The sequence below is a fragment of the Acidovorax sp. CF316 genome, assembly GCF_000276605.1.
Classification (GTDB): Bacteria; Pseudomonadota; Gammaproteobacteria; order Burkholderiales; family Burkholderiaceae_C; genus Acidovorax.
Genome location: NZ_AKJX01000163.1, coordinates 30985 through 55593 on the forward strand (window position 1 = coordinate 30985; position 24609 = coordinate 55593).

Annotated in this window: 22 protein-coding genes and 1 pseudogene; 6 read left to right on the forward strand and 17 right to left on the reverse strand. The window is 63.2% G+C overall.

Annotated features, from left to right (window positions below; translation table 11 throughout):
- Nucleotides 1-6 precede the first annotated feature (6 nt).
- Nucleotides 7-1131 (forward strand): sulfate/molybdate ABC transporter ATP-binding protein, encoded by a 1125-nt coding sequence (locus tag PMI14_RS20545; protein WP_007857280.1) that lies wholly within the window; start codon nt 7-9, stop codon nt 1129-1131.
- Nucleotides 1132-1202: 71 nt separating this feature from the next.
- Nucleotides 1203-1736: a disulfide bond formation protein B gene (locus tag PMI14_RS20550; RefSeq protein WP_035204861.1), complete on the forward strand. Its 534-nt coding sequence runs from the start codon at nt 1203-1205 to the stop codon at nt 1734-1736.
- 66 nt (nt 1737-1802) lie between these two features.
- On the opposite strand, the gene PMI14_RS20555 is transcribed toward PMI14_RS20550, so the two are convergent.
- The 6 genes from PMI14_RS20555 to PMI14_RS34985 form a co-directional block, all read right to left on the reverse strand.
- Nucleotides 1803-2777, reverse strand: a complete 975-nt coding sequence (locus PMI14_RS20555; protein WP_007857282.1) for a tripartite tricarboxylate transporter substrate binding protein — start codon at nt 2775-2777, stop codon at nt 1803-1805.
- Between the two features lie 50 nt (nt 2778-2827).
- On the reverse strand, nt 2828-3835 hold the full coding sequence (locus PMI14_RS20560; RefSeq protein ID WP_007857283.1) for a Gfo/Idh/MocA family protein: 1008 nt from the start codon (nt 3833-3835) through the stop codon (nt 2828-2830).
- The gene (locus tag PMI14_RS20565; RefSeq protein WP_007857284.1) at nt 3832-4857 is read right to left on the reverse strand and encodes a Gfo/Idh/MocA family protein; all 1026 of its coding nucleotides are present in this window, start codon (nt 4855-4857) and stop codon (nt 3832-3834) included. Before PMI14_RS20565 ends, PMI14_RS20560 begins: the two co-directional genes overlap by 4 nt.
- Nucleotides 4854-5672 carry an NAD(P)-dependent oxidoreductase gene (locus PMI14_RS20570; RefSeq protein WP_007857285.1) on the reverse strand — a complete coding sequence of 273 codons (819 nt, stop codon included), beginning with the start codon at nt 5670-5672 and terminating at the stop codon, nt 4854-4856. Before PMI14_RS20570 ends, PMI14_RS20565 begins: the two co-directional genes overlap by 4 nt.
- A gap of 114 nt (nt 5673-5786) precedes the next feature.
- The gene (locus PMI14_RS20575) at nt 5787-6671 is read right to left on the reverse strand and encodes a LysR substrate-binding domain-containing protein (RefSeq protein WP_007857286.1); all 885 of its coding nucleotides are present in this window, start codon (nt 6669-6671) and stop codon (nt 5787-5789) included.
- A 202-nt stretch (nt 6672-6873) separates the two neighbouring features.
- Nucleotides 6874-7431 (reverse strand): hypothetical protein, encoded by a 558-nt coding sequence (locus PMI14_RS34985; RefSeq protein ID WP_146187893.1) that lies wholly within the window; start codon nt 7429-7431, stop codon nt 6874-6876.
- 981 nt (nt 7432-8412) lie between these two features.
- Between PMI14_RS34985 and PMI14_RS34990 the strand changes: the two genes are divergently transcribed.
- Nucleotides 8413-8829 carry a hypothetical protein gene (locus tag PMI14_RS34990; protein ID WP_146187894.1) on the forward strand — a complete coding sequence of 139 codons (417 nt, stop codon included), beginning with the start codon at nt 8413-8415 and terminating at the stop codon, nt 8827-8829.
- 910 nt (nt 8830-9739) lie between these two features.
- Here the strand turns inward: PMI14_RS34990 and PMI14_RS34995 are convergent.
- On the reverse strand, nt 9740-10099 hold the full coding sequence (locus tag PMI14_RS34995) for a hypothetical protein (protein ID WP_146187895.1): 360 nt from the start codon (nt 10097-10099) through the stop codon (nt 9740-9742).
- 1836 nt (nt 10100-11935) lie between these two features.
- Nucleotides 11936-12847, reverse strand: a complete 912-nt coding sequence (locus PMI14_RS34310; RefSeq protein ID WP_007857288.1) for a LysR family transcriptional regulator — start codon at nt 12845-12847, stop codon at nt 11936-11938.
- 162 nt (nt 12848-13009) lie between these two features.
- Here PMI14_RS34310 and PMI14_RS20600 point away from each other — a divergent pair, with 162 nt between their 5' ends.
- Complete coding sequence (locus tag PMI14_RS20600; protein WP_035204835.1) at nt 13010-13894, forward strand: NmrA family NAD(P)-binding protein; 885 nt, start codon at nt 13010-13012, stop codon at nt 13892-13894.
- Nucleotides 13891-14487 (forward strand): flavodoxin family protein, encoded by a 597-nt coding sequence (locus PMI14_RS20605; RefSeq protein WP_007857290.1) that lies wholly within the window; start codon nt 13891-13893, stop codon nt 14485-14487. The genes PMI14_RS20600 and PMI14_RS20605 overlap by 4 nt, the downstream gene beginning before the upstream one ends.
- Before the next feature lie 568 nt (nt 14488-15055).
- Here PMI14_RS20605 and PMI14_RS35000 read toward each other — a convergent pair.
- The 8 genes and pseudogenes from PMI14_RS35000 to PMI14_RS20645 form a co-directional block, all read right to left on the reverse strand.
- A complete protein-coding gene (locus tag PMI14_RS35000) occupies nt 15056-15520 on the reverse strand; it encodes a hypothetical protein (protein ID WP_146187896.1) in 465 nt (154 codons plus the stop codon).
- Nucleotides 15521-15720: 200 nt separating this feature from the next.
- Nucleotides 15721-17229 (reverse strand): annotated as a pseudogene (locus tag PMI14_RS20610) (IS66 family transposase).
- A gap of 89 nt (nt 17230-17318) precedes the next feature.
- On the reverse strand, nt 17319-17651 hold the full coding sequence (gene tnpB, locus PMI14_RS20615; protein ID WP_007857293.1) for an IS66 family insertion sequence element accessory protein TnpB: 333 nt from the start codon (nt 17649-17651) through the stop codon (nt 17319-17321).
- A complete protein-coding gene (locus tag PMI14_RS20620; RefSeq protein WP_035204866.1) occupies nt 17648-18064 on the reverse strand; it encodes a transposase in 417 nt (138 codons plus the stop codon). The genes tnpB and PMI14_RS20620 overlap by 4 nt, the downstream gene beginning before the upstream one ends.
- A 37-nt stretch (nt 18065-18101) precedes the next feature.
- Complete coding sequence (locus PMI14_RS33655; RefSeq protein ID WP_146187897.1) at nt 18102-18557, reverse strand: hypothetical protein; 456 nt, start codon at nt 18555-18557, stop codon at nt 18102-18104.
- 557 nt (nt 18558-19114) lie between these two features.
- Complete coding sequence (locus PMI14_RS20635) at nt 19115-20179, reverse strand: asparaginase (protein WP_007857296.1); 1065 nt, start codon at nt 20177-20179, stop codon at nt 19115-19117.
- Between the two features lie 278 nt (nt 20180-20457).
- Complete coding sequence (locus tag PMI14_RS20640) at nt 20458-21081, reverse strand: glutathione S-transferase (RefSeq protein ID WP_007857297.1); 624 nt, start codon at nt 21079-21081, stop codon at nt 20458-20460.
- Nucleotides 21082-21134: 53 nt separating this feature from the next.
- A complete protein-coding gene (locus tag PMI14_RS20645; protein WP_007857299.1) occupies nt 21135-22121 on the reverse strand; it encodes a rhodanese-related sulfurtransferase in 987 nt (328 codons plus the stop codon).
- A 94-nt stretch (nt 22122-22215) separates the two neighbouring features.
- Between PMI14_RS20645 and PMI14_RS20650 the strand changes: the two genes are divergently transcribed.
- Nucleotides 22216-23853, forward strand: a complete 1638-nt coding sequence (locus PMI14_RS20650) for an HD family phosphohydrolase (RefSeq protein WP_007857300.1) — start codon at nt 22216-22218, stop codon at nt 23851-23853.
- Nucleotides 23854-23861: 8 nt separating this feature from the next.
- On the opposite strand, the gene PMI14_RS20655 is transcribed toward PMI14_RS20650, so the two are convergent.
- Nucleotides 23862-24609, reverse strand: a 748-nt coding sequence (locus PMI14_RS20655; RefSeq protein ID WP_007857301.1) for a LysR substrate-binding domain-containing protein, incomplete at its 5' end; no start/stop codon positions are given.

Genomic DNA, 24609 nt, shown 5'->3' on the forward strand with positions numbered 1-24609 from the left:
CACACCATGAGTATCGAAATTCGCAACGTCAGCAAGCAGTTCGGCGACTTCCATGCGCTGCGCGACGTGAGCCTGGACATCGCCTCGGGCGAGCTGATCGCACTGCTCGGCCCCTCGGGCTGCGGCAAGACCACGCTCTTGCGCATCATCGCCGGCCTGGAGACGGCCGATGTGGGCACCATCCACTTCTCGGGCGAGGACACCACCGACGTGCACGTGCGCGAGCGCAACGTGGGCTTTGTCTTCCAGCACTACGCGCTGTTCCGTCACATGACCGTGTTCGAGAACGTGGCCTTCGGCCTGCGCGTCAAGCCGCGTGGCGAGCGCCCGAGCGAGGCCCAGATCAAGAAGAAGGTCACCGACCTGCTCAAGCTGGTGCAGCTCGACTGGCTGGCCGAGCGCTACCCCTCGCAGCTGTCGGGCGGCCAGCGCCAGCGCATTGCGCTGGCCCGTGCCCTGGCGGTGGAGCCCAAGGTGCTGCTGCTCGACGAGCCCTTTGGCGCCCTGGACGCCAAGGTGCGCAAGGAACTGCGCCGCTGGCTGCGCCGCCTGCACGATGAACTGCATGTGACCAGCATCTTCGTGACCCACGACCAGGAAGAAGCCCTCGAAGTGGCCGACCGCGTGGTGGTGATCAACCAGGGCCGCATCGAGCAGAGCGGCTCGCCCCAGCAGGTCTGGGACCACCCGGCCAGCCCCTTCGTCTACGGCTTCCTGGGCGACGTGAACCTGTTCCAGGGCCGCGCCCATGAGGGCCTGGTGCACCTCGACGGCATGCAGCTCGATGCCCCCGAGCACGCCGACGCGCAGGACACCAAGGCCTTTGCCTATGTGCGCCCGCACGACCTCGATGTGCAGCGCTACTCGCCTGGCGTGGGCGTCGATGCGGCAGGCCGCCCGACCGGCATCGTGGCGCAGCTGAGCCGTGCCATTGTGGTCGGCCCGATCGCGCGGCTGGAACTTATTCCGTCCGACGATCACAAACCAGCGGACAATTCGAATCCCGAGACGCTGATCGAGGCACAGATCCCCGCGCAGCAGTTCAAGGAGATGGGTTTCAAGGAGGGTGAGACGCTGGTGGTGACACCGCGCCGCGCCAAGGTTTTTCTGGACCACGCCGCCAACATCTGACGCTTGCCGCCCCATGCCCCTCGCGGGCCGGCGCAAGCCGGGTGCCGGGGCATTTGGGGATGACAAGAATGATGGTGTTCAACTGGATCGACAACGCGCCGCGCCGCCTGCTTGCGCTGATCAGCTTTGCCTGCGTGGCCATGCTTGCATTCGGCATGTATTTGCAGCACGTGGTGGGACTGGAGCCGTGCCCCATGTGCATCGTGCAGCGCTACGCGCTGATCGGCGTGGCCATCTTCACCGGCCTGGCCGCTGCACGCGATTCGCGCGGCTGGTGGATGTCGCTGGCCGGCATCGCCGTGCTCATCGCCGGCTTCGGCGCCTTCGTGGCCGCACGCCAGAGCTGGCTGCAGTGGTACCCGCCCGAGGTCGCCACCTGCGGGCGCGACTTCTACGGCATGATCGAAAACTACCCCATCAGCCGCGCCATCCCCATGATCTTCCGCGGCTCGGGCGACTGCTCGGCCATCGACTGGACCTTCCTGGGCGGCTCCATCGCCAACTGGTCGTTCGTCTGCTTCGTGGGCTTCGGCCTGGTGATGCTGGTGCTGCTGGCCCGCCACCTCAAGGGCGGGCGTCGGGGCGGTTCTTACTCGATGGCCTGAGTTTTCTGTCTGTACCCATGCAAAAGGCGCTCCTCGGAGCGCCTTTTGCTTTTTTGGGGGCGGGACTTACTCCGCCTTGATCCCCGCGTCTTCGATCACCCTCTTCCAGCGCGCCGCCTCGCTTCGGGCATAGGCCATGGCCTCTTCGGGTGTGCCGCCCGCGGGCTTGATGCTCAGCTCGGCCAGCTTGTCCATCGTCTGCTTTTCCTTGAGCACCGCGTTCAGCGAGGCATTGAGCTTGGCCACCACGTCCTTGGGCGTGCCCGCAGGCGCCAGCAGCGTGTACCAGACCACCAGCTCGAAGTCCTTGACGCCTTGTTCCGACGCAGTAGGCAGGTCAGGGAACATGGGCGAGCGCTGCTGGGTGGTGATGGCCAGGTTGCGCAGCTTGCCGGTCTTGACCAGGGGCATGGCCTCGGGTGCCAGGATCAGCATGAACTGCACCTGCCCGGCCATGACATCCTGCACGGCCGGTGCGCCGCCCTTGTACGGCACGTGCAGGGCCTCGACCCCAGCGGCGCGCTTGAACAGCTCGGTGGCCAAGTGGTTGGGCGTGCCGTTGCCGGGCGAGGCATAGCTCTTGTCCGGGTTGGCCTTGAGGTAGCGCTGGAACTCCGGCAGGGTGTTGGCGGGCACGCCAGGGTTCACCACGATCATGGCCGGCACATCGGCCACGCGGCCAATGGCCGTCAGCTCCTTGGTCGCATCGAACGACAGCTTGGGAAACAGCGTGGGGTTGATGGCCTGGGTGGTCATGGTCGACAGCAGCAGGGTGTAGCCGTCGGCCGGCGCCTTGGCCACCAGGCCTGCACCCACGGCCTCGGCGGCACCGGGCTTGTTGTCCACCACGACGGACTGGCCCAGGTTGTCGGCCAGGCGCTGTCCGATGAAGCGGGCCAGCACGTCGGTGGTGCCGCCGGGCGCATAGGGCACAACGATCTTGACGGGCTTGGTCGGAAAGTCGGCGCCGTGCGCGGGCAGGGTGGCTGCTGCGCACACCGCCGTCAGGGCTAGTGCGATCTGGTGGAACACTTTCTTCATGGCTTTTGTCTCCTTGTGGTAATTGCTTTGTTTTGCTTGGCTTGCTTGCTTCAAGCGGCTTGCCCTTGCCGCACGATCTGGTCGATGAGCCGGTGCGTGGCCACGGCCTCGGCACCCGTCACCGTGGGGGCCCGGCCCTCGGCCACGGCGCCAAAGAAGTCCCGGTGCAGGGCAATGTGCGCATCGGGCGAAAAGTCCATGATCGAATCGCCGCTGCCCGATTTCGACTCGCCGTCGAGGGTTTCGACGCGGCCGTCGTGGTACTGCACGCGCAGGTTGCCACCCTCCAGCGTGGCCGTGGCATGGCGGCACACCAGCTCCAGCACCTCGGCCCGTCCCGGGTACATCGCCGTGGTAGCGACCAGCACGCCCGGCGCGCCATTGCCCAGGGTGAGCAGGGCGCTGGCAAAGTCTTCCGTCTCCATCTCGTGGATGGCCGTGGTCGCAATCTGCGAGGCCACCACGGCGCGCACCCCCACCAGGCTGCGGAACAGGTCGATCGCGTGGATGGCCTGGGTGAGCAGTACGCCGCCGCCATCGCGCGCCAGCGTGCCGCGCCCGGCCTTGGCGTAGTAGCCTTCTTGCGAGCGCCACCACGGCACCTGCAGCACGGCGCTCTGCACGGCACCCAGCGTGCCCGCGTCCAGCAGCTGCTTGAGGCGCTGCGCCCCCGGCCGAAAGCGGTGCTGCAGCACCACGCCCAGCTGCACACCATGGCTTGCAGCCTGGCCCACCAGTTCTTCGGCCCGGGCCAGGGTCACGTCCAGCGGCTTTTCGACCAGCGTGTGCTTGCCGGCTGCGAGCGCGGCCGAGGCGATTTCCAGGTGGGTATAGGCCGGCGTCGCCACGATGACCGCCTCGACCAGCGGGTCGCCCAGGATCTCCTGCAGAGCGCCCGTCACCCGGGTGCTCGGCGGCACCGCCGCCCGGGCCTTGTCGGGGTTGCTGCGGGCCAGCGTCCAGCGCAGGTCCACGCTGTCCGCCAGCGTGGCCAGACTCTGCAGGTGCGGCTCGGAGCCCGGGCCCACGCCCAGGAGTGCAATGCCCAGCTTCTTCATGGAGTGGTGCTCCCTGATGTAGCCAGTGCATCCGCTTCCAGCGCCAGCCGGCTCACGGCAAACACATGGTCCTGCGGCACGGCCTTGTCCGTGCGGTTCTGTACGTCGGCCACCAAGTCGCTGAAGAAGGTGATCGGCTCCCAGCTGCAGTCGATGTGCCGCGTGCCCTTGCGGTCGCACAGAAACAGGTGCTCGCCGCCGGCGCGGCCCTCGATGTCCACGTACTTGCGGATCTCGATGGAGCCCTCGGTGCCCCCGATGAACAGGCGGCCATCGCCCCAGGTGGGCAGCCCATCCGGCGTGAACCAGTCCACGCGGATATAGCCGCGCGCCGCGTTGTCGCGCGAGGCCAGCGCGATCTCGCCAAAGTCCTGAAAACTCACGGGCGTGGCCTGCCCGATGTGCGAGTGCACGGCATGGGCCACCGTGGCATCGGTCGAGCCGGTGAGCACCAGGAACTGGTCGATCTGGTGCGAGGCAATGTCCACCAGAATGCCGCCGTAGGTGGCCTTGTCGAAGAACCAGGCCGGCCGGGTGGTCGCGTTCAGCCGGTGCGGGCCCATGCTCAACGTGTGGAACACATTGCCCAGTGCGCCGTCTTGCACCAGCTTTTGGGCCATGGCCACCGAAGGCACGATGTGCCGCTCAGAAAAGCAGATCGCAAAGATGCGCCCGGTCTCGCGCACGGCGGCCTGCACCGCTGCCAGTTGCGCAAAGCTGGTCACGCCAGGCTTGTCAGTCAGCACGTCCTTGCCGCGCCGCATGGCATCGACGGCCAGTTCTGCGCGCCGCGACGGCACATCGGCCGTGACGATCAACTGGATGGAATCGTCGTCGAGCAGCGCCTCGGCCGACTCCACGGCCTTCAGGCCGGGAACGCGCGACTGGACGCCCTGCAGCACCAGCGGGTCGGCACGCGAGGTGGCATAGCCGGCGCAGGTTGCGCCCGCGTCCAGCAGGCCCTGGATGAGGTGGTAGATATGGCGGTGCTCGATGCCCACCACGCCAAAGCGGATCGTCATTGGGGCACCTCGGGCAGGGTTTCAAAAGGACCGCGGACCACGAAGGACCCGCCCTGGTAGCGTGCCTCCGGCGAGCCGGGCAGGGCGGCCGGCAGCGCGCTGGCGCCTTCGAATGCCGCGGACGTATCCTGCGGCGCAAAGCCCAGGCGCGCCGCCTTGGCATTGCTCCACCACACCGAGGGGTTGGCCGACATGCCGTAGGCGATCAGGTGGCCGATCTCGGGCGCCAGCAGCGACCGGCCGACCAGCGCCTCCAGGTCGCCAAAGCTCAGCCAGGTCGATAGCATGCGCTGGTCCTTGGGCGCGGCATAGGCGCTGCCGATGCGCAGGCACACGGTCTCGATGCCATAGCGGTCGAAGTAAAAGCGCGACAGGTCTTCGCCAAACGCCTTGGAGATGCCGTAGTAGCCATCGGGCCGCCGCTCGCAGTCGGTCTGCAGGTGCTCGTCCTGCGGGTGAAAACCCACCACATGGTTCGAGCTGGCAAACACCACCCGCTTCACGCCATGCCTGCGCGCGCCTTCGTAGAGGTGGAAGGTGCCCCGGATGTTCGACTCGATGATTTCCTCGAACGGCCGCTCCACCGAAATGCCGCCCAGGTGCACGATGGCATCGCAGCCCGCCACCAGCGCATCGGTGCCCGCCTTGTCGGCCAGGTCGCAGACGACGACCTCGTCACTGCCTGACGCCTCCATCGGCTGGATATCTGAAACGCGCAGGACCGAGGCATGGCCCCGCATGGCCGGCCGCAGCACGCGGCCGAGCGCGCCGGCTGCGCCCGTCAACAGCAGGCGCTTGAATGGACGTGAACTCAATGTTGTCTCCGTGTTCTTGTGTGACCTGCATCGCAGTGTTCACCCGTCCACGAGAAACGTCCATTCCCAATTTCGTTCAACTCCATACCTTTTCGGTAAGGAGCCGCTCGGCCGTTAACTTGGGGTGCTGTACCCCCGTACCGTCTCTAACATCCGCGCCAACAGCGGCGATGCCTCGTCCTTGCGGTAAAAGCAGTACAGGTCCATGGTGGCCTCGCCGCGCGCCGCCACCAGCGGCACATAGCGCACGCCAGGGAACTGCACGCTCAGCATGGAGTAGGGCACCACCGTCAGGCAGTTGCTGAAGGCGGTCAGCATCGTGGCCATGACCACATCGCTGGTCTGCGTGGCAATCTGCGGCTCAAAGCCTTCCTCGGCGCACAGCCGCAGCAGCGTGGCCGTGGCCGAAGGCGACGAGCCCACCGCCAGCGCATGGTTGCGCAGCAGCGCTACGGGGATCTTCTTGCGCCGCGCCAGCGGATGATTGTCTGACATCGCCACCCACAGCGGCTCGCTGGCCACGCGCTCCACCTGCAGGTCGCTGTCGGCCGGTAATAACCGCTCGAACACGATCAGCACCCGGCCCTGCCGCAGCGCAGTCACCTGCTGCGGCGTCTGCGCGTGGTACAGCGCAATCTCCACATCGGGGTTCTCGCGCGAAAACCGGGCCAGGATGTTCGGCACGATGCCGAAGATCGCCGAGCCATACACCCCCACATCCAGCCGCCCCAGCTTGCCGCGCGCCGCCCGGTGCGCCCGGTCTGCCGCCTGGTCCACCATGCCGAAGATGGCTTTGGCATCGCGCAGCAGGGTCTCGCCCGCATGGGTCAGCACCATGCCGCGTGGCGTGCGCTCGAAGAGCTGCGCGCCGACTTCAGCCTCCAGGGCCTTGATCTGGCGGGTGAGGGGGGGCTGGGATAGGTGCAGGCGCTCGGCGGCGCGGCCGAGGTGGCGTTCTTCCGCTACGGCTACGAAATAAGTTAGGCGGCGGAGGTCCATTTAGAGGTTTGCGCGACAAGACACCACTGCATTTTGATCGACGTTCTTGTCGTGAGCGGCTGCGCGGCGCCGACGAACGCCGATGTTACGATGACCGTTAACGGCCACTAGCAGTCGATGGTGGGTTAAAGAAGCGGACATTCAACGTTGAAGTTGTGGGGCGGCGAAGCCGTCCACACGAACGACCAGTTAGCCATTAGTCTCACAGCCCGTCCTCCCGAGCCGATAACCAACCTTGGAAGTGTGCTCGTGCCAACTCTGCCTCTTCGGGACTGGCAAAAAACAGATCAGCGCCTCCGTCATAGGGAGCGTATATGCGGCGTCGCTGAATATCCGCCAGAAGTACAGGTCCGGTTCGATCGTCCGCGACGGAGAGGAGAAGGTCATTGAACGAGGCCGTTTTCCACTTCACCGGCAGACCGAAGAACTGAAGCCCGTCGTCCTCATCTCCGGCGGACAAGACATGTACCGGCGTTCTGCCATCCACCTGCAATGCTTCAAACGACCACGCCTGGTTCTCGCCGAAGCGAGTGACAACCAATTGGCAGTCGGCGTCTTCGCCGAGGACGTAGGTTGCAGCGGCATTCTGGCGATGGAGAAGTTCTGCTCGCTCAGCCTCCGTCTCCGCATAACGCTTCGATTCTGGAAGGCTATGAACGCGCAACCATCGATCTGCCAACGCTACCCGACAGAGGAATCCTGCGGGCAACACATAGCCGAAACTAGAACGCCACTCGGTCGCGAAAGGAAGAGTCTGCATCTAATGACTAACGCCGCGTTAAGCGGCCGCGGGCCGATACAACACCAGGAAACACGAAAGTCTCTCCCCGCGGTCCGCTTGAACGCATAGTCAGGTTTGCACTCCTGGACGCAATAGGGCAATCACTCTGCGAACCTCACCCGGAACTTGATGGTAGATGCGCTGAGTCATTCTGTCGGGTACATAGCTAGCAAACTGGGAGTGAACCCGCTCAAGAGCTACGAGAAGCTTCTCTTGAGTCTGGGCGCTAGCGAGGCCGGACTCGATGACAGCTTGTGCAACGGGCGGCAGACTTGATGCAGCCCACTCATTGCCTCTCGATGCGTCTGACGCAAGGTACTGTAAGTATGCGTCGAGATAGTAGAGCCGGGCGCGCGGCCCCATGTGGACCAGCGCCTCTGCGCACAGCATCGCGTTCTCATGGAACAACGCAAATGCCTCGCTTTGGGATTTTCCCTGGAAAATCTCTAGCGCGACTCGCTCATCAAGAGAGTCATGGATGTTGATCTCTTCAGGCGTGGGACAAGGCATGACTTGCGAACCTAACGTAATTTAAACCGCAAAACCTGCCGGATAAACTGGACCGTGCGGGATGTTCTGGACACTAATTTCTCCCGGAGGCCGCTAGCAGCATAGCTTTGCAAGCGAAGAGCTGTTCAAACGTCCAGGTATAAAAATTCCATGGAACCCGGCACGCGTTAAGTCAGCAAACTATAGCTTGCTGTAGGCGGACAGCGGGATTTCCAACAGCCGCTCAGCAAGTCAATGACGGCTTCCAGGCGGCACTTCTGAACGGCGGTTTTGGGCCCGAAGCGGCCTTTTAAAGCTGTTTGACATGGGGTACGATCCCGACCTTGACTGGCCAGTCTCGACTGGCCCTTTGACGAAAAGTCGCCCCACAGTCGAGGTTCTTGCATACCGCTTACGCAAGCGCCTGGGTCAAGTTGCACGCGGCACTCCCCTCACTTCATTGAGCTTCTCATGCAACTACCAGACGTTGACGCCTTGCCGGAATCAGTAGCCATAGATGAGCTCGCGGTGCTCTTTTCTAGTGCGCTAGCAGCGACTGCCGCGGAAACGGAGAGGCTTGCAGTTTTACGTGAGCTTGCAAGCAAACAGTGGCACACCTACGAAAGGCCAAGTGCAGAAACGTCCGCTCAAGTCACCTCTTACGTTACTCAGACTTGGGATCCAGCGGATCTTCACTCAACCGAGTCAATGTTATGGATTATTGGACATATGGGGCTATCCGATGCAATGCTTTTCATGATGAACAAAAGCCTGGCTTCAACTACATCGCCTGTTGTTCAGTGGACCATCTGTGAAGCAAGCCAGGAATTTGGTCCTATGCCCCTGGACCCGTACAACGACATGCCAATGAAGAATGAGCAGCAATGAGAGCCATGTCGCCTAGCACTTGGCCATAAGTCCTAGGGGGCAGCTCCCTGACTGATTAAGGTCTGCCCGAAGTTCACAGGACTGCCTCGCTCTAAAAGTCCTCTTGCACCGGCAGCCATTGGCTGCTTCTGGCCGATGGCAGCCATCGTACCAGCGGCAGCGAAGGGCCCGTAGCCGCGCTTAGGTGCCCGCCTACTGGTACCCTATAGTGTGCTGACTCGACGCTTGCCGGGTTAGGCGGTAATTTTGAACCCGTGGTTTTACAGCGCACTGACCGCTAGCCCACGCTGCAAGCCACTTCCTGGAGGAATCAATGCCCACAATATCCCGCACGGTCCAGTTTATCCCGCAGGTTTTGCGGGATACATCAAGTTAGGCCTGCACATGCCATCGCCGCAAAGCGCCTGTCACGCGTCTTGGAACGGCAGAGTCGTTTCAGTAACGGCGAGACTCGTTCCAAGATACGCGTGGACGACGGCATCAATAGACGTCTTTGTGGAAGACCAACCCATCTTAAAAACTGGCGGCGTCTTCAAGATTTCGGCCTCGCATAGTGAGGGGTTTAAGTTTCAGAACAGCGAGCATTCGGCCGAAGTTTCTTGGGGCAAAGCCACTCTCCGATCATTTCCAATCAGCTTAAAAATCGATGATGCGCAAGTCATTGAATCAAGCGTTCTAATTCAGAACTGGTGGCTCGCCTGGTGGCCTTGGGCTGCGCTGTCAGTTTTCGTGGCTTGGCGAGTCCTTGCTGAGCGACTGCAGGCGTAACCCCTCATGTCAAACGTTGAGCGTCCGCTTTCATTTGCGGTGGCCGGCTGCTTCTGGCCGGTTGCCGTCATGATATTAGCGGCTGCAGCGGCCCAAAGCGGCTGTACGCCGCGCCCAAAAACAGACATCGGCCCTCAACAGTTTATTGCTGCACAGCTCCGTGCGCTGAGGCTCTCAATAAATTCTCCTTAGCCCTTTTCCATGCCCATTGCATGTTCCCCAACATACGCTGATCCGATTGATCGAGAACCAAATGGGCAATGGAACGCCGAAAGCTCTCTGTCGACTCATTGGTTAGCAACTCATAGGTGCAAGCTGCAACACGATGCTGGATCTCGTTGATTTGGCGAAGATGTGCGGGATGTTCTAACTCTTCGCTTTGAGGTACGTAGCTATCACGGCCAGCAACGGTCAAAGCGTTACTAAGTGCCGTCAGAAAAATTATTTGGTGGAGAGATGGCAGCGACTCCAGCCATTCCTCTTGGACTTCGTATTCCGCCATCTCTTTTCTCCTCTCAATGTCAGGTTCTGGCCGGCTGCCGCCATCGTAGCGGGGCCTGTATCGGTCCCATTCCTGCCGTCACTTACAGTGCCAAGCTGGTTGGCCGGCCGCAGGTCAGTCATTCAGCGGTATGTGCCAATCCTGACCGCAGATCGGACTGGCGCTGGCAACTACTGTAAGCGGGCGGCCATCCCATCTTGACTTGCAGCTGCAGAGAGCGGCTAGACTTCCGCTATCGGCCGATACCGGTCGTTCCAAGCAAGTGCGCTACTCATGACGCCTGAAGATATATTTCGCGCAGTGGAGTTATGGAGTGGGTGCGCCGTCACAATTCCCTTGCGTGTGATGCTGTCTCGGACCGATGGCGCCTCCGTTGGCGAACTCGTGCGGTTTTACGCCCCTGACGAGATTCTTGAGCGCAATCAGACCTACGAAACGGGGAAATACTGTCCTGGTTGGTTGACGATTGGCGATGACGGCGGAGGTAGAGCTATCGTTGTCGATCCGGACAAATGGCCAACGCCCGTGTATCTCGTGGACCACGGCAGCATGTCCCGGGCAGACTTTGTTGAAGTGGCCCAGGACCTTCACGAGTGGGTGCATTTGGGCTGCAAGCTGTAGAACGCGCACCCGCCTACAGATGCATTGCGAATGTCGATCCCGAGAACTCGTAGGACTGCTTCGGCCCAAAGCCGACTTTGCGTCGGCTACCCTGAGCGACCTCTTTGCAGCGGTTGCCGTCTGTCGTGGCATAAGGCCCCGGCTCACGCTCTGTATACCATTCGGTCAACGGCTCACTGATTGACCTACTTCACCGATGGCTGCTGTCAATAGTGAAGCAGCCGCCCAAGCATTCAGCCCGCCGGTGCCGCAGGGCGGCCGGCCCCCGAGAATGTGTGCAGTTTGGGCGCTAAGATGCGGTTTGTTGCATATCAAAAATGGCGGGGAGGCCCTGAGTGGCAGGAGGCCCGATATTGCTTGGTTCGACTTCATCGCGTTCATAAAGGCGCAAACCTTCCGGCGCCCAGTCAGTGGGAAGTCCTGCTGATCGCAACATCCGTCTATTCCAAAGCGCGGTTGGAAGGCGCTCCGAAGCTTCTCAAGAAGGCGAACACAGCCGACACACGTTGACCGGATATGCAAACTGGTCATTTGCCCAATCCGCGGCGAGCGGACTGAACACTGACGTAGATTTTGGAGTCCCCTGTGGGCACGAAAGTCGACGACCGCAGCAGGTTGTGAACTGCCGATCGCGTCGGACTCGGCCAACGGCGGCCATCGACCAACCGAAGTCACTCTCCCTGCTGAAATGGCTGCCTGAAACCCGACGCTGGAGCTGCCGGAGCCGAGCGGCAGCTGGCGCTGCAGAGCAGCCGTCGCGCAGCAAGCCCGGCCAAATCAATCCTCGGCCCGGGTCACCGTGTCATCGGCACTGAGGGGGCTGCCATCCTGTGCAAGGACCTACAGTCGCCGCAGCGTTCGGCCACTTTTTCGGACAACAAGCATCGCGCCAGGCCGGTCGCCTTCTATCTCTTTACCGCAAACCTAGATGCAGCGCTCCCCTTCGTGATCGAAGTCCTGGAGAACGAAACGATCTGCGAGATCCGGCCGGCCGATACCGCCAGCGTGGCGACCTCACCGCTCGATCGGTCGGAGCGGCCTCCAGACTTCACCAGCGTCTACCCAGGTGCCGAGGCGGGAGCACGCATGGGGGTAGGCATGCCCTGTGCTGCTGTTGCCAGGGCTTGCCGCGGGTGCCGCAGTTCGACGGCTTTGGGCCCGCGCTTGCGATCGGGTGGATCGCGCAAGGCGCAGCGGTGGTGACCCCGAGGCAACTCAGATCGACAGTGCCTTCAACTTCTTGGGGATCTGCTCCACCAGAAATGCCATCAGTGCCCGAACTGTGGGCGATTGATGGCGCTGCGTGGGGTAGATCAGATGGACTTTCAGCGGCGGCATTTGCCAGCCTTCCAGCACCCTGACCAATTGCCCTGATGCGACCAGCGTTGCCGCCTGGAACTCGGGCAGCACGGCGATCCCCAGTCCGTCCAATGTGGGGGCAATCAAGGCGTCGGATGGGCCGATGATCAAACGTGAACGCAAAAGTCCTTTTGCGGTTCTGGTTCGCGAATGCAGTTTGATTTCTGCGGCTTCCCTCGACTGCAGAAGGCCGGCGTGCGCGCTGAGTTCACCTGGATGCTGCGGCAACCCGTATTGGCTTGCATAGGCGGGGCTTGCAAACAAGGCTGGGCGTACGGTGCCAATGGCACGGGCCTTCAAGCTGGAATCGGCAAGTTCGCCAATGCGCACTGCCAGATCAATGCCTTCTTCGACGATGTTGACATGGCGGTTGCTGAGCTTGACATCCAGTTCCAGATGTTCGTGTTGGAACAGGTACTCGGTCACCAGCGGAAGCAGCACGACTTTGCCAAAGGTCGCTGACGCAGCCAGACGAACGCGACCCCCTGGCGTTTGATCCGGAGAAAAAACCTCCTGGGTGACAGCGTTCAGTTTATGGAACAGTGGACCTGTTCCGTCCAGCAGGCGTTGGCCAGCGTCGGTCAAGGCGAAGGCCCGGGTGTTGCGCTTGACGAGGCTGACCCCTGCAGCAGCCTCCATGCGCGCCAGGCGGCGCGACAAGGTTGATTTTGGAACATCCAGTTGGCGAGAAGCACCTGACAGGCTCCCCGCCTCCGCGATCTTGATGAACCACTGCAGATCGTCAATCGAGTAGTTTTCATTGTTCATATTTTGGTACGCCGTTGTCTACACAACGAGTCTATTGGAGCAAGGTCAAACCATCAACAATGGGGCTTGTTGCCGGGTCGAACGAGCCCACATGGATCGCTTCCTTGCCCGGCCGCAGACCCGCTTCATTCAACAACCATTGCACACTTTCAAGCAACTCAAATGACCATACTCGTTACGGGCAGCACGGGGCTTATCGGCTCACACGTTGTGGCACTTCTGGCCGCGCAAGGCGCAGACGTTCACGCCCTCACCAGAACACCAGAAAAGCGGCAGTTTCCGCCGAGCGTCACGGCGGTCAAGGGGGACTTTCTGGATGTCGGTTCGATGCGCGCTGCCACGGCTTGCGCAAGAACGCTTTTCTTACTAAACACGGTGGCTGCAGACGAAGTCACCCAGGCGCTGATTGCACTCAACCTGGCGCGCGATGCCGGCATCGAGCGCATCGTCTACCTGTCTGTCATGCACAGCGACCGTTTCACCGAGGTTCCGCATTTCACTGGAAAGCACACGGTTGAACGCATGATTGAACAGTTCGGAATGCACGCGACCATTCTGCGTCCCGCCTACTTCATGCAGAACGACGATGCCTTGATACGGTCCAGCGTTCTGGAGCGGGGCGTGTACCCCATGCCCATCGGCAGTGCCGGCATTTCCATGGTGGACGCGCGTGACGTGGCGCAGGTTGCCGCACGGCACCTGCTGCGCCGAGACGCCGCAAGCGAACCCTTGCCCACCGAGGTGTTGGATGTCGTGGGCCCCACGGCGCTGTCGGGCCACGGCGCTGCCGCCGTGTGGAGCGATGTGCTGGGCAAGACCGTCACGTACGCAGGTGACGACATCGGGCCGTTCGAAGCGCAGTTCCAGGGCTTTGCACCCGGGTGGATGGCGTATGACATGCGGCTCATGATGGCGCGCATGCAGCTGGATGGCGAGCGGGGCTCTGCCGACGCAGTCGAGCGCATGCAACAGGAGCTGGGCACTTCGCTGCGCAGCTACCGCGACCATGCGCTGGAAACCGCTGGGCGCTGGAGGGCTGCGCAATGAAGGTAGAGAACACCCTACCTTCCATTGCCGTGGTCTACCATTCCGGCTACGGCCATACACAGCGACTGGCCCAGGCCGTTGCCCTGGGCGCGCAAGCCACCTTGCTGGAGATTGATGCGCAAGGGACCCTGCCCGAGTCCGCCTGGATGCGACTGGATGCTGCGGATCTCATCGTGCTGGGCTCACCCACCTACATGGGCAGCGCGAGCTGGCAGTTCAAGAGATTTGCCGACGACTCTTCCGCGGCCTGGATGGCCCAGAAGTGGAAAGACAAGTTCTTCGCGGGCTTCACCAACAGTGGGAGCATGAGCGGCGACAAGCTGTCCACCTTGCAGTATTTCATGACATTTGCCATGCAGCACAGCGGCCTGTGGGTGGGCACCGGCATGATGCCCTCCAATACCAAGGCCGCCCTGCGCAACGACCTGAACTATGTCGGTTCATCTTCAGGCGCGATGGCCACCACCCCGGTCGATGCGGGGGTCAACGAAGTGTGGGAAGGCGATATCGAGACGGCCCGGCGCTTTGGTGAACGGCTCCGGGACGTTGCCAAGCGCTACCCGACAATGCCGGCTCCGGCCCATCGCTTTTGATGTCTGCTTTTGGGCGGAGGGTCTGGCTTGGGGGAATTTCGCTTTGAGCCCAAAGCCCACTTATCGTCGGCTAACCTGAGTGACCTCTTTGCAGCGGTTGCAGTCCGCCGGCTTACCGACCTCAACAGACGCCCTCTGTAGCGTTGCAGTCAGCCGCACGTTGTTGAGTTCTGGAATTTCCATGTCGGTTCACTCTGCGATTGCTCGCGGGCAGTTGCTTCGGCGTCAATTGGCGAATGTCTGCTCCTGGCCGATAGCGGCCATAAAGCAATGAAGACCTGCGTCGCCTATGGCCTGACATCCAGATGCGCACCGCGCATTGCACCCCATTCCGGCAAGGCACCTGCGCGGCCCGAAAAGATCGCAAACACGTTCTTGGGGTTGAGCCCTCACACGCGGACAACGCCGCCCCTTCTGCCCAGGTCAGAGCAATGCGCTGTTGCTGCGAACTGACCGCCCCGCGCGAGGGGTGCATCCCGCAACGGGCCCAACGTTTGAATGGAAGATCAGGAGCGCAACCGACGGGAGCGTGCCATGAAGTGCAGGGCGCGCTGAAGGCGGGAGTTCCTCAGTTGGGTATCCAATCTGCAGTGCTGCATTCATTGATGCGATCTTCCGCAGGGTTGGGGCAGTTCTGAGGTTTGCGGCACGAACGGGACTTGAGCAGCGAAGGGTCTGCCGTCACCTCCGCCATGCACTTCTTGTTGCATGCCTTGGCGACCTGTGTGGATTCCCGAATATCTGCCTTGTATCGCTCGTCCGCCTGGGAGAACGTTGGCGCATCAATGGCGCTGCGGCGAGGGGACAGGTACGCGGATATTCTCTTCAGGTTGGCAACCGCCCGAGCGTTCTGGGCATCCATCGCAGCATCTTTTGCATCGGCTGGCAGCAACCTGTGCATCTCGATCTGTGGCTTGAGTAGTGCTTCGCAGTAGGCAGCTTTGGTTTCAACTTCCGTTGCGGGCCTCGCTTGAAGGGATTGAACCGCAAAGCATGCAAGGAAGAGGGCGAGTGTGCGCGAGAACGATTTCATGAGGCCTCATTGGGGAGTGAGGTGAGTGTCTCAGAACGCATTTCTTCGCGCACCATTTCATGCTGGCTCAGCATGCAAGTGTCGCAAATTGGCACCGCCGCCTGGACTGGTCCACGAGCGCTGCCGCGGGGGGGTTGAGAGCGACCGCTTTTGGCCGATAGCAGCCATAGTACCGGAGAAGCAATGACGGCCTGCGTCTCCTATGTCTCTGCTTTCCAGCGGTGAGGCAACAGCTCGCCGATCAAGCTGGCCCGTTGCGTTGGCAGCCGCTCAAGCACGTCGCGCAGGTAGGCATACGGATCATGGCCATTCATCCGTGCCGATTGGATCAGGCTCATGACTGCCGCAGCTCGTTGACCCGCGCGCAAGCTACCGGCAAAAAGCCAGTTGTTGCGACCAATCGCTATCGGCCTGATCTGGTTCTCGATCCAATTGTTGTCCACCGGCAGCCGGCCGTCATCAATGAATCGGGTGAGTGCAGTCCAACGCCGCAGGCTGTAGTCCAAAGCCCTGGCGGTGGCCGAACTGTCCGGCAACTTCTGCCGCTGGAGGCTCATCCACTCATGAAGCGCGTCGAGCACGGGCTTGCACTGCTCCTGCCTGGCTGCCCTGCGGTCGTCAGCACCCATTGCCTTTCCCTGCTGCTCGACCAAGTAGACCTTGGCGAACAGATCGAGCGCAAACTGGGCGAGCTGGCTTTTGTTCGCCGCATGCAACTCAAAGAACTTGCGCCGGGCATGTGCCAGACAGCCGACCTCGGTGACGCCTGATGCGATCAAGGCTTTGTAGCCACTGAAGTCATCGCACACCAGGCTACCCTTCCAGCCGCCGAGAAACTTGCGCGCGTGCTCGCCGGCGCGAGACTCGCAGAAGTCGTATACGACAGCCTTCATGTCCTCAAACGCTCCGGGTGCGTATGCCCACAGGTAGGCACGATGGGTCTTGCCTGCGCCCGGCTTGAGCATCGGCACAGGCGTCTCGTCCGCGTGCAGCACGTCGCGCTGAAGGATTTCGGCCTTGAGGGCATCGACGAGGGGCTGCAGCTGCACTCCACAAGTGCCTATCCACTGGGCGAGCGTGGAGCGAGGGATAGCCAGGCCTGCGCGTTCAAAGATCGCTTCCTGGCGATAGAGCGGCAGGTGGTCGGCATACTTGGCGACCAGCACCTGGGCCAGCAGACCGGCGGTGGGGATGCCCTTGTCGATCACATGCGCTTGCACTGGCTCTTGGACGATGCGCCCGCACCTCGCGCATGCCCACTTGCCGCGGATATGGCGCTCCACGGTGAACACGCCCGGCGTGTAGTCCAGCTTCTCCGCCACGTCCTCTCCGATTCGCTTCATCTAGCAGCCGCACGTGCAGACGGATGCAGGCTCATGGTGGATCTCTCGTCTGGGCAGGTTTGCTGGAAGGTGCTGGCGTTTGGGTTGAGCCTTGTTCCCTTGTGCTGGCACTTGGGTGTCGAACTCCGCAATCTCATGCGCCACTGCTGCCAAGTCGGCATTGAGCTCTTCATCGAGCAGGCTTCGCTGCTCGGGAGAGTAGCGCTCTGACTGCGCGGCGAACTTCATGCGCTTGAGCAGCGCGTTCTCGTGGGCGAGCTTCTCGTTCAGTGCTTGGGTGTGGCGCAGCTGGGTCAGCAGGCGGGCAGCGACCTCACGCAGTTGTGCTGCGTCAAGGCTGTCCAGGGCTTGCTGCTCATCGACCATGGACGCTTACTGTGCCACTGAAGGACGCCGACCGTGAGAGCGGATCTCCTGATGGCATCGCTGCGGACATGTGCCAAGCAACATGTCCTTTAAACCAGTTTGATGACGCCATGCTCACCAAGGCGTTGCCACGGCAGACCGAGCACCAAGGCGTCAAGCTGCGCCAGGTCGAGCCCGTAGGTTGCCTCTCCTAGCAATGGCCAGATGAACTTGCCTTGATGCAGCCGGCGCGCCGCTAGCCAGATGCCGATGCCGTCATGCACCAGGATCTTCAAGCGGTTCGCGCGCTTGTTGGCGAAGAGGTACGCGTGGTGAGGGTGAGCAGCGCCAAAGACGGCAATGACCCTCGACAGCGCAGTATCGGTACCAGCACGCATGTCCAGTGGTGCGGTGGCGAGCCAAGCTTGGTCGACCCGGATCATCGCAGCACATCGCGCAGTAGCTGTGCGCACTGGGCGGCAGCCGACAGTGGCCAGTGCACGGTCACCGAGCCGCCGCTGGGTCGTTTAATCTCGATGCGGATGTCCTGGGTTGGCTCATTAGGAACAGGCTTCTGAGCAACCTCCAAACTCGAATTGATGGCGACCGACGGCTGAGACACCTCAGGCAAGCGCAGCGGCACGAATGCCGCGGCTGTACCCTGCAACCGCTCCAGCGCAATCTGCTGGCGAGCCTCACGCAGCCAGCGGTGCACCATGTTTGGATTCAGGCCGTGACTCAAAGCCACGGCTGACACTGATGCTCCTGGCTGGCGCGTTTGCTCAAGGACGGCGTCCTTGAACTGCCCCGTGTACTCGCGCCGCCGAGGGCGCTCATCTATCGACACTCGATTCATCGTCTCCACGATCCTCCATCGTGGGGACGATGCACGATCATGGCGATAGATTCAAGATGGGATGGCCGGACGCATACCAACTACTCACCCCAGAAGCCTCTGTAGAACGGTTCGAAATCAAGTGCGTCGACATTGTTAACGCCGAAGCGAGCCATGCGTCGAGGTAGGTCGTCTCTACCGTTTCGCCGTTGGAATCGTCAAAGGGGCCAAAGGCGCTGCCGTCTGCCAGGCCGGCCGCATACACCGCATCAACGCGACCCCAGGTCTCATAGTCGATGAACATCCACGCCGTCGCCGCCGCGATGCCCGTTTGGTTGGCGAGCGCCAACAATTCAGAAATGGTGAGCAGCTTTCCCGCCAGGGATGGAAGCGCGATGCCCATACCTAAGAACGGGGTCTGAATGGATCGGACAATTGAATCTGCAGGGAGCTCGGAGGAGTCCGCAACTCGCTCCAGACCTCGCGCCAGAAAGCCTGTGAATCGGTATGCCATGCTCACGATTATCCAGCCTCAGTCGAGTCGCTCAGCGGGCAGCCATGGTCCCAAGGCAGCCCTCTTAGTCAGACTCCATCTAACCGACCAAGCGAAGCGCAAGCGAGAGCAGGGGCTGAACCACCACCATCGACAGTCCAGCTGCCAAGATCCAAACCAGCATGCGCTTTGTTATCTCGTGATCTCGCCGATTGCTTTGGCTTTGGTCTTGGACACTGCGGCGCTTGAAAGGCTCTTGGATTCCAATGACAAAAAGGGAGACAAGCGCGAGGGTTAAGACCACAGCAAGAATCCACACGGCCTCGCCCCAAGCCGAGGTCTGGAGGGAAGGAAGCTCACTTAGCTTCTCGTAGCACCCTGCAATGACCCCCAAGAGAAGACCCGTGCTGGCTGCTGAGGTTAAGGTAGGGCGAATTTTTGTCATTTATTCGTTGGCGACGTCCGCTCTTGGCCGTTAGCCGTCATCGTAGCAGTGGCTGGACCGGGCCGAAGCTGCCGTAAGCACGCCCAATGAAAAAGCGCTCCTGAGAGCGCATTCCATTTAGCGAGTCTTCGGTTCACCGCTCAAACGCCGCCTGCAACTCCGCCTTGCTCGCCTTCCCCTGGTGCAGCATCAGCATGAGCAGCAGCCGCGCCTTCTGCGGGCTCAAATCACCTGCCATCACGGCACCCGCCTCGAACGTCGTCTTGCCACCACCCTGAAAGCCATACAGCGGGTACGTGCGGCCGTTGTGCACCCGGGTGGAGATGACCACCGGCACACCCTTGGACAGCGCGTACTTCACCGCCTCGAACATCGAGACGTTCATGTTGCCCATGCCCACGGCCTGCACCACGATGCCCTTGGCGCCCTGGTCCACGGCATAGCGCATCAGAGAACCGTCGGCGCCGCCGAACATGGCCAGGATTTCTACGCGGGGCATTTCGGCGGTGCCGATGTCGATGTGCTGGCGGCGCAGCGGGGCGCGCGAGAACACGACCTTGTCGTCCCACACTTCGCCCAGAAAGCCGAAGTCACCCGACTTGAAGGTCTCCACATTGCCGGTGTGCGTCTTGGTCACGCTGCGAGCGGCGTTGATCTGGTTGTTCATGGCGACCATCACGCCCTTGTCCGTGGCCTCGGGGGTGGTGGCGATGCGGATGGCGTTGAGCAAATTGCGCGGGCCATCGAAGTCGGGCGACGATGCGTTGCGCTGGGCGCCGATCATGACCACGGGCTTGCTGGACTTGACGGTCAGGTCCAGCCAGTAGGCCGTCTCTTCCATGGTGTCGGTGCCCTGGGCGATCACCACGCCGCTGACTTCGGGCCGGGCCAACGCGTCGTCCACGGCCTTGGTCAGGCGCGACCACCACTTGGCCTCGACGTAGTTGGCCGACATGGCGGAGAAGTTGTTCACCTCGATGGTGGCGTACTTGCCGGCGTCGGGCACGGTCTGCATCAGGTCGTCGCCAGAGATCGCGGGCACGACGCCCTTGGTGACGGGGTCGACCTTCATGGCGATGGTGCCGCCGGTGGCGATGAACTGTACGACCGGGCGGGCAGGGGCCTGCGCCAGGGCGGCCCCGTAGGCAAGGCACAAGGCCGCGAGTGCGGCGAGGGAACGGTGGACGCTCAATTGCATGGTTTTGTCTCCAGTCTGTTGTCGTAAGGCTGCTGCCGCAGCAGGGCTCTTGGAAAGGGCTCGGTGATTTTGCCGGGGCAGGCCGCTTTCGCAAACGCCGTGCCAGCACGCGCGCCGGCGCTACTCCGCGCCCCGGTGCGTGCCTGTTTGCGAGGTGGTTCGAGAGAGGAAGCACCCGGATTTCCTCCGGACCAAGGGCCTTCAGACAGCGCGCACGGTGTCCCCACTGGCGGGAAAGCCGCCAAACGGCGCCGGATCTGTGCGGAATTCCAGAATGCTCAGGCGGCGGGCAGGGGATGCTGGAACGGAAAGCGCACGCCCACCGTGCCATCCACCCAGGCGTCGAGCTTGGGCATGACGCTCTCAAACAGCGCACCAGCCTGCCACTGCGCCAGCCACGCCTGCAGCTTGGGCCAGGGCTGTGCGCCCCACCAATCGGCGTCGATGCCGGCAAACTGCCGCACAAAGGGCGCAATCGCCATGTCGGCCAGTGCCGCGTGGTTGCCAAACAGAAATGGCTGGTCCACCAACCGCGCCTCCAGCCCCTGCAGCCATTCCACGGCCTGCACACGCGCCAGTGCGCCATCGGCATCGGGGTAGCGGCTCGGGTACTTGCACCGGTCAAGCGCCTGCTTGAAGGGGCCGTCGCATTCGGCGATCAGCGCCAGCATGGCGGCCTCATCGCCCTGGCTGGGGCTCAGCCAGCCGGCGGGGTCGTTGTGGGCCAGTGCCCAGCGCATGATGTCCAGGCTCTGTTCCAGCACCGTGCCATCAGGCAGCACCAGCACGGGCACGGTGGCCTTGGGCGATGCCTGCAGCAGGCCCTGGGGCTTGGCGCGCAGCACCACCTCGCGCAATTCGCACACTTGGCCGCTCACGGCCAGGGCCAGGCGGGCGCGCATGGCATAGGGGCAGCGGCGGAAGGAGTAGAGGACGGGGAGGGGAGACGTAGCGCTCACGGGGATTCGTCCCCGCCACTGGCCGTGGCGCGTGCGGGTGTGCCCGGCTGGCGTGCGCCGATGTGCTCTTCGCCGCGCGCCTTGGCCAGTTGCATCTGGCGTTCGCGCTCGGCCAGGGCCTGCTCCTGCTCGGGCGTGCGCGTGCCGTGGCAAAAGGGGCAGCTCACGCCGGCCACGTAGTGGGGCGAAGCCAGTTCGGCCGCGCCCAGGGGCATGCGGCAGGAGCGGCACAGTTGGTGGTGGCCCGGCGCCAGGCCGTGGCCGACCGACACGCGCTCGTCGAAGACGAAACAGTCGCCATGCCACAGGCTGTCTTCCTCGGGCACGGTCTCCAGGTACTTGAGGATGCCGCCTTGCAGGTGGTACACCTCGTCGAAGCCCTGGGACTTGAGCAGCGCGGTCGATTTCTCGCAGCGGATACCGCCGGTGCAGAACATGGCCACGCGGGGCTTGCCGGCCAGGGCGCCGCCGGGTTGGGACTGCGCCTCCACCCAGGCCGGAAACTCCGCAAAGCTTTTGGTGTGGGGGTTGATGGCGCGCTCGAAGCTGCCGATGCCCACCTCGTAGTCGTTGCGCGTGTCCACCACGACCACGGCGGGGTCGGCGATCAGGGCGTTCCAGTCCTCGGGCTTCACATAAGTGCCGGCGTTGCGCGCGGGGTTCAGCCCGGGCACGCCCAGGGTCACGATTTCGCGCTTGAGGCGCACGCGCATGCGGTAGAAGGGCTGGCGCTCGCCCAGGGCCTCCTTGTGCTGCAGGGCGGCAAAGCGGGCATCGCTGCGCAGCCAGGCCAGCACGGCCTGCACGCCTTCGGGCGGCCCGGCGATGGTGCCGTTGATGCCTTCGGGCGCCAGCAGCAGCATGCCGCGCACGCTGTGCGCCTCGCACAGCGCCTGCAAAGGGGCGCGCAAATCCTCGAAGTCGGGCAGGTCGACGAACTGGTACAGGGCGGTGGTGAGGATGGGGGGCGTGACGGACTGCACGGAGGCGGGTGTAAAACTGGACAGAAAGGACTGATGATAGCGGTCACTTTTGGTTACGATGGGTGGTCGCCAACGTTGCAGCCAGGGTCGCTTCATGAGCAAGGAATCCACCGTCCACCTTTTTCGCCGGCTCGAGCAGCTCAACGGCATCGGTGCGGCGCTTTCGCGCGAGCGCGATATCGACCGGCTGCTGGAGAACATCCTGGAGGCCGCCAAGGCCATCACCGGAGCCGATGGCGGCACGCTCTACAGCGTGACGGAGGACGAAACCGCCCTGCGCTTCGAGATCGTGCGCACCGATTCGCTCGACATCCGGCTGGGTGGCACCACGGGCCGGCCCATCGATTTCCCGCAGTTGCCGCTGCGCAATGCCGATGGCTCGCCCAACGACTCGCTGGTGGCGGCGTATGCGGCCATCCACGACCGCACGGTGAACGTGGGCGATGCCTACAGCGAAGAGGGCTTCGACTTTTCGGGCACGCGCCTGTTCGACCAGCGCACGGGCTACCGCTCCAAGTCGTTCCTCACGGTGCCCATGCGCAACCATGACCGCGAGCTTATCGGCGTGCTGCAGCTCATCAATGCGCGCGACCCCGTGAGCGGCGAGGTCACCGAGTTCTCGACGGCCGACCAGAGCCTGGCCGAATCGCTGGCCTCGCAGGCGGCCATTGCGCTGACCAACCGGCTGCTGATCACCCAGCTGGAGCGGCTGTTCGAGTCGTTCGTGAACCTGATCAACCTGGCCATCGACGAAAAGTCGCCCTACACCGGCGGCCACTGCCAGCGCGTGCCGGCCCTGACCATGATGCTGGCCGAGGCCGTGAACGCCACGCAGGTGGGGCCGCTGGCAGGCTTCACCATGACCGAGCGCGACCGCTACGAGCTCAAGATGGCCGGCCTGCTGCACGACTGCGGCAAGATCACCACGCCCGTGCACGTGGTGGACAAGGCCACCAAGCTGCAGACCCTGTACGACCGCATCGGCCTGGTGGACACGCGCTTCGAGGTGCTCAAGCGCGATGCCGAGCTGGCCGCCCTGCGCCGCCAGCTGGCGCTGCGCCCCGTGGTCGACGCCGCGGCCGAGGCGCAGGAGCTGCAGGGCCTGCAGAGCAGCATCCACACGCTGGAGGAGGAGCGCGAGTTCATGCGCCGCTGCAACCAGGGCGCCGAGGCCATGCGCGCCGAGGACCAGCAGCGCGTGCGCGACATCTCGGCCGCGCGCCAGTGGCGCAACCCGCAGGGTGTGCAGACCAGCTTTCTCACGGCCGAGGAGGTGGAGAACCTGACCATCCGCTCCGGCACGCTCACCCAGGCCGAGCGCGACACCGTCAACTACCACATCGTCGCCACCATCAAGATGCTGGAGACGCTGCCCTGGCCGCGCCACCTGAAGAACGTACCCGAGTACGCGGGCGGCCACCACGAGCGCATGGACGGCAAGGGCTACCCGCGCGGCCTCACGCGCGACCAGATGTCGGTGCAGGCCCGCATGATGGGCATTGCCGATATCTTCGAGGCGCTCACGGCCGCCGACCGGCCGTACAAGAGCGGCATGACGCTGTCGCAGGCGCTGGCCATCATGTGCAAGATGCGCGACAACGGCCACATCGACCCCGACCTGTTCCAGGTGTTCGTGCGCGAGGGCGTGTATGCGCGCTACGGGCAGGAGTTCCTGGAGCCAGCCCAGGTGGACGAGATCCCGGCCGAGGTGATTGCCAAGGCCCTGGGCTGAAGCTGTGTTTACGCCGCCTGCGCGGCGGCTCCCACCTGCGCCATCAGCCAGTCGTGGAAGGCCTCCATGGCCGGACTGGCCGTGCGTGACTTCAACCGCGTGAGCCAGTAGGCGCCGTGCTGCAGCTCCAGAGCAAACGGGCGCACCAGGCGGCCCTGCTGCAGCTCGCGCGTGAACATGTTCACCGGCAGCAGTGCCACGCCCGCGCCCTGCACGGCCGCCTCGGCCAGGGTCAGGGACGAGTCGAACACGGCGCCGCGCACCACGGGGCAGGGCGCGCCAGCCGCGTCGAACCAGGCGGCCCATTCGTCCACGCGGTAGGTGCGCAGCAGCGGCTGGCGCGCCAGGTCGGCCGGGTGGCGCAGGTGGTGGGCCAGGGCCGGGGCGCACATGGCCGTCATGGGGGCGTGCAATATGCACTGGGCCTCGGTGCCGTGCCAAGCACCGTCGCCAAAGCGGATGGCGTAGTCCAGGCCCTCGCCGGCCATGTCCACCCGGTTGTTGTGGGTCAGCAGGCGCAGGTCCACGAAGGGGCAGGCCTGCTGAAAGTCGCGCAGCCGCGGCAGCAGCCAGCCCACGGCGAAGGTGCCGACCACGCCCACCGTGAGCACCTCGCGCGGGCGCGCGTCGCTCACATGGTCCAGGGCGGCTGCAATGCGCTCGAAGGCCTCGCTGAGCACCGGCAGCAGCGCCTGGCCCTCGTCCGTCAAGGCCAGGCCCCGGGGCAGGCGGCGAAACAGCGGCTTGCCCAGCCGG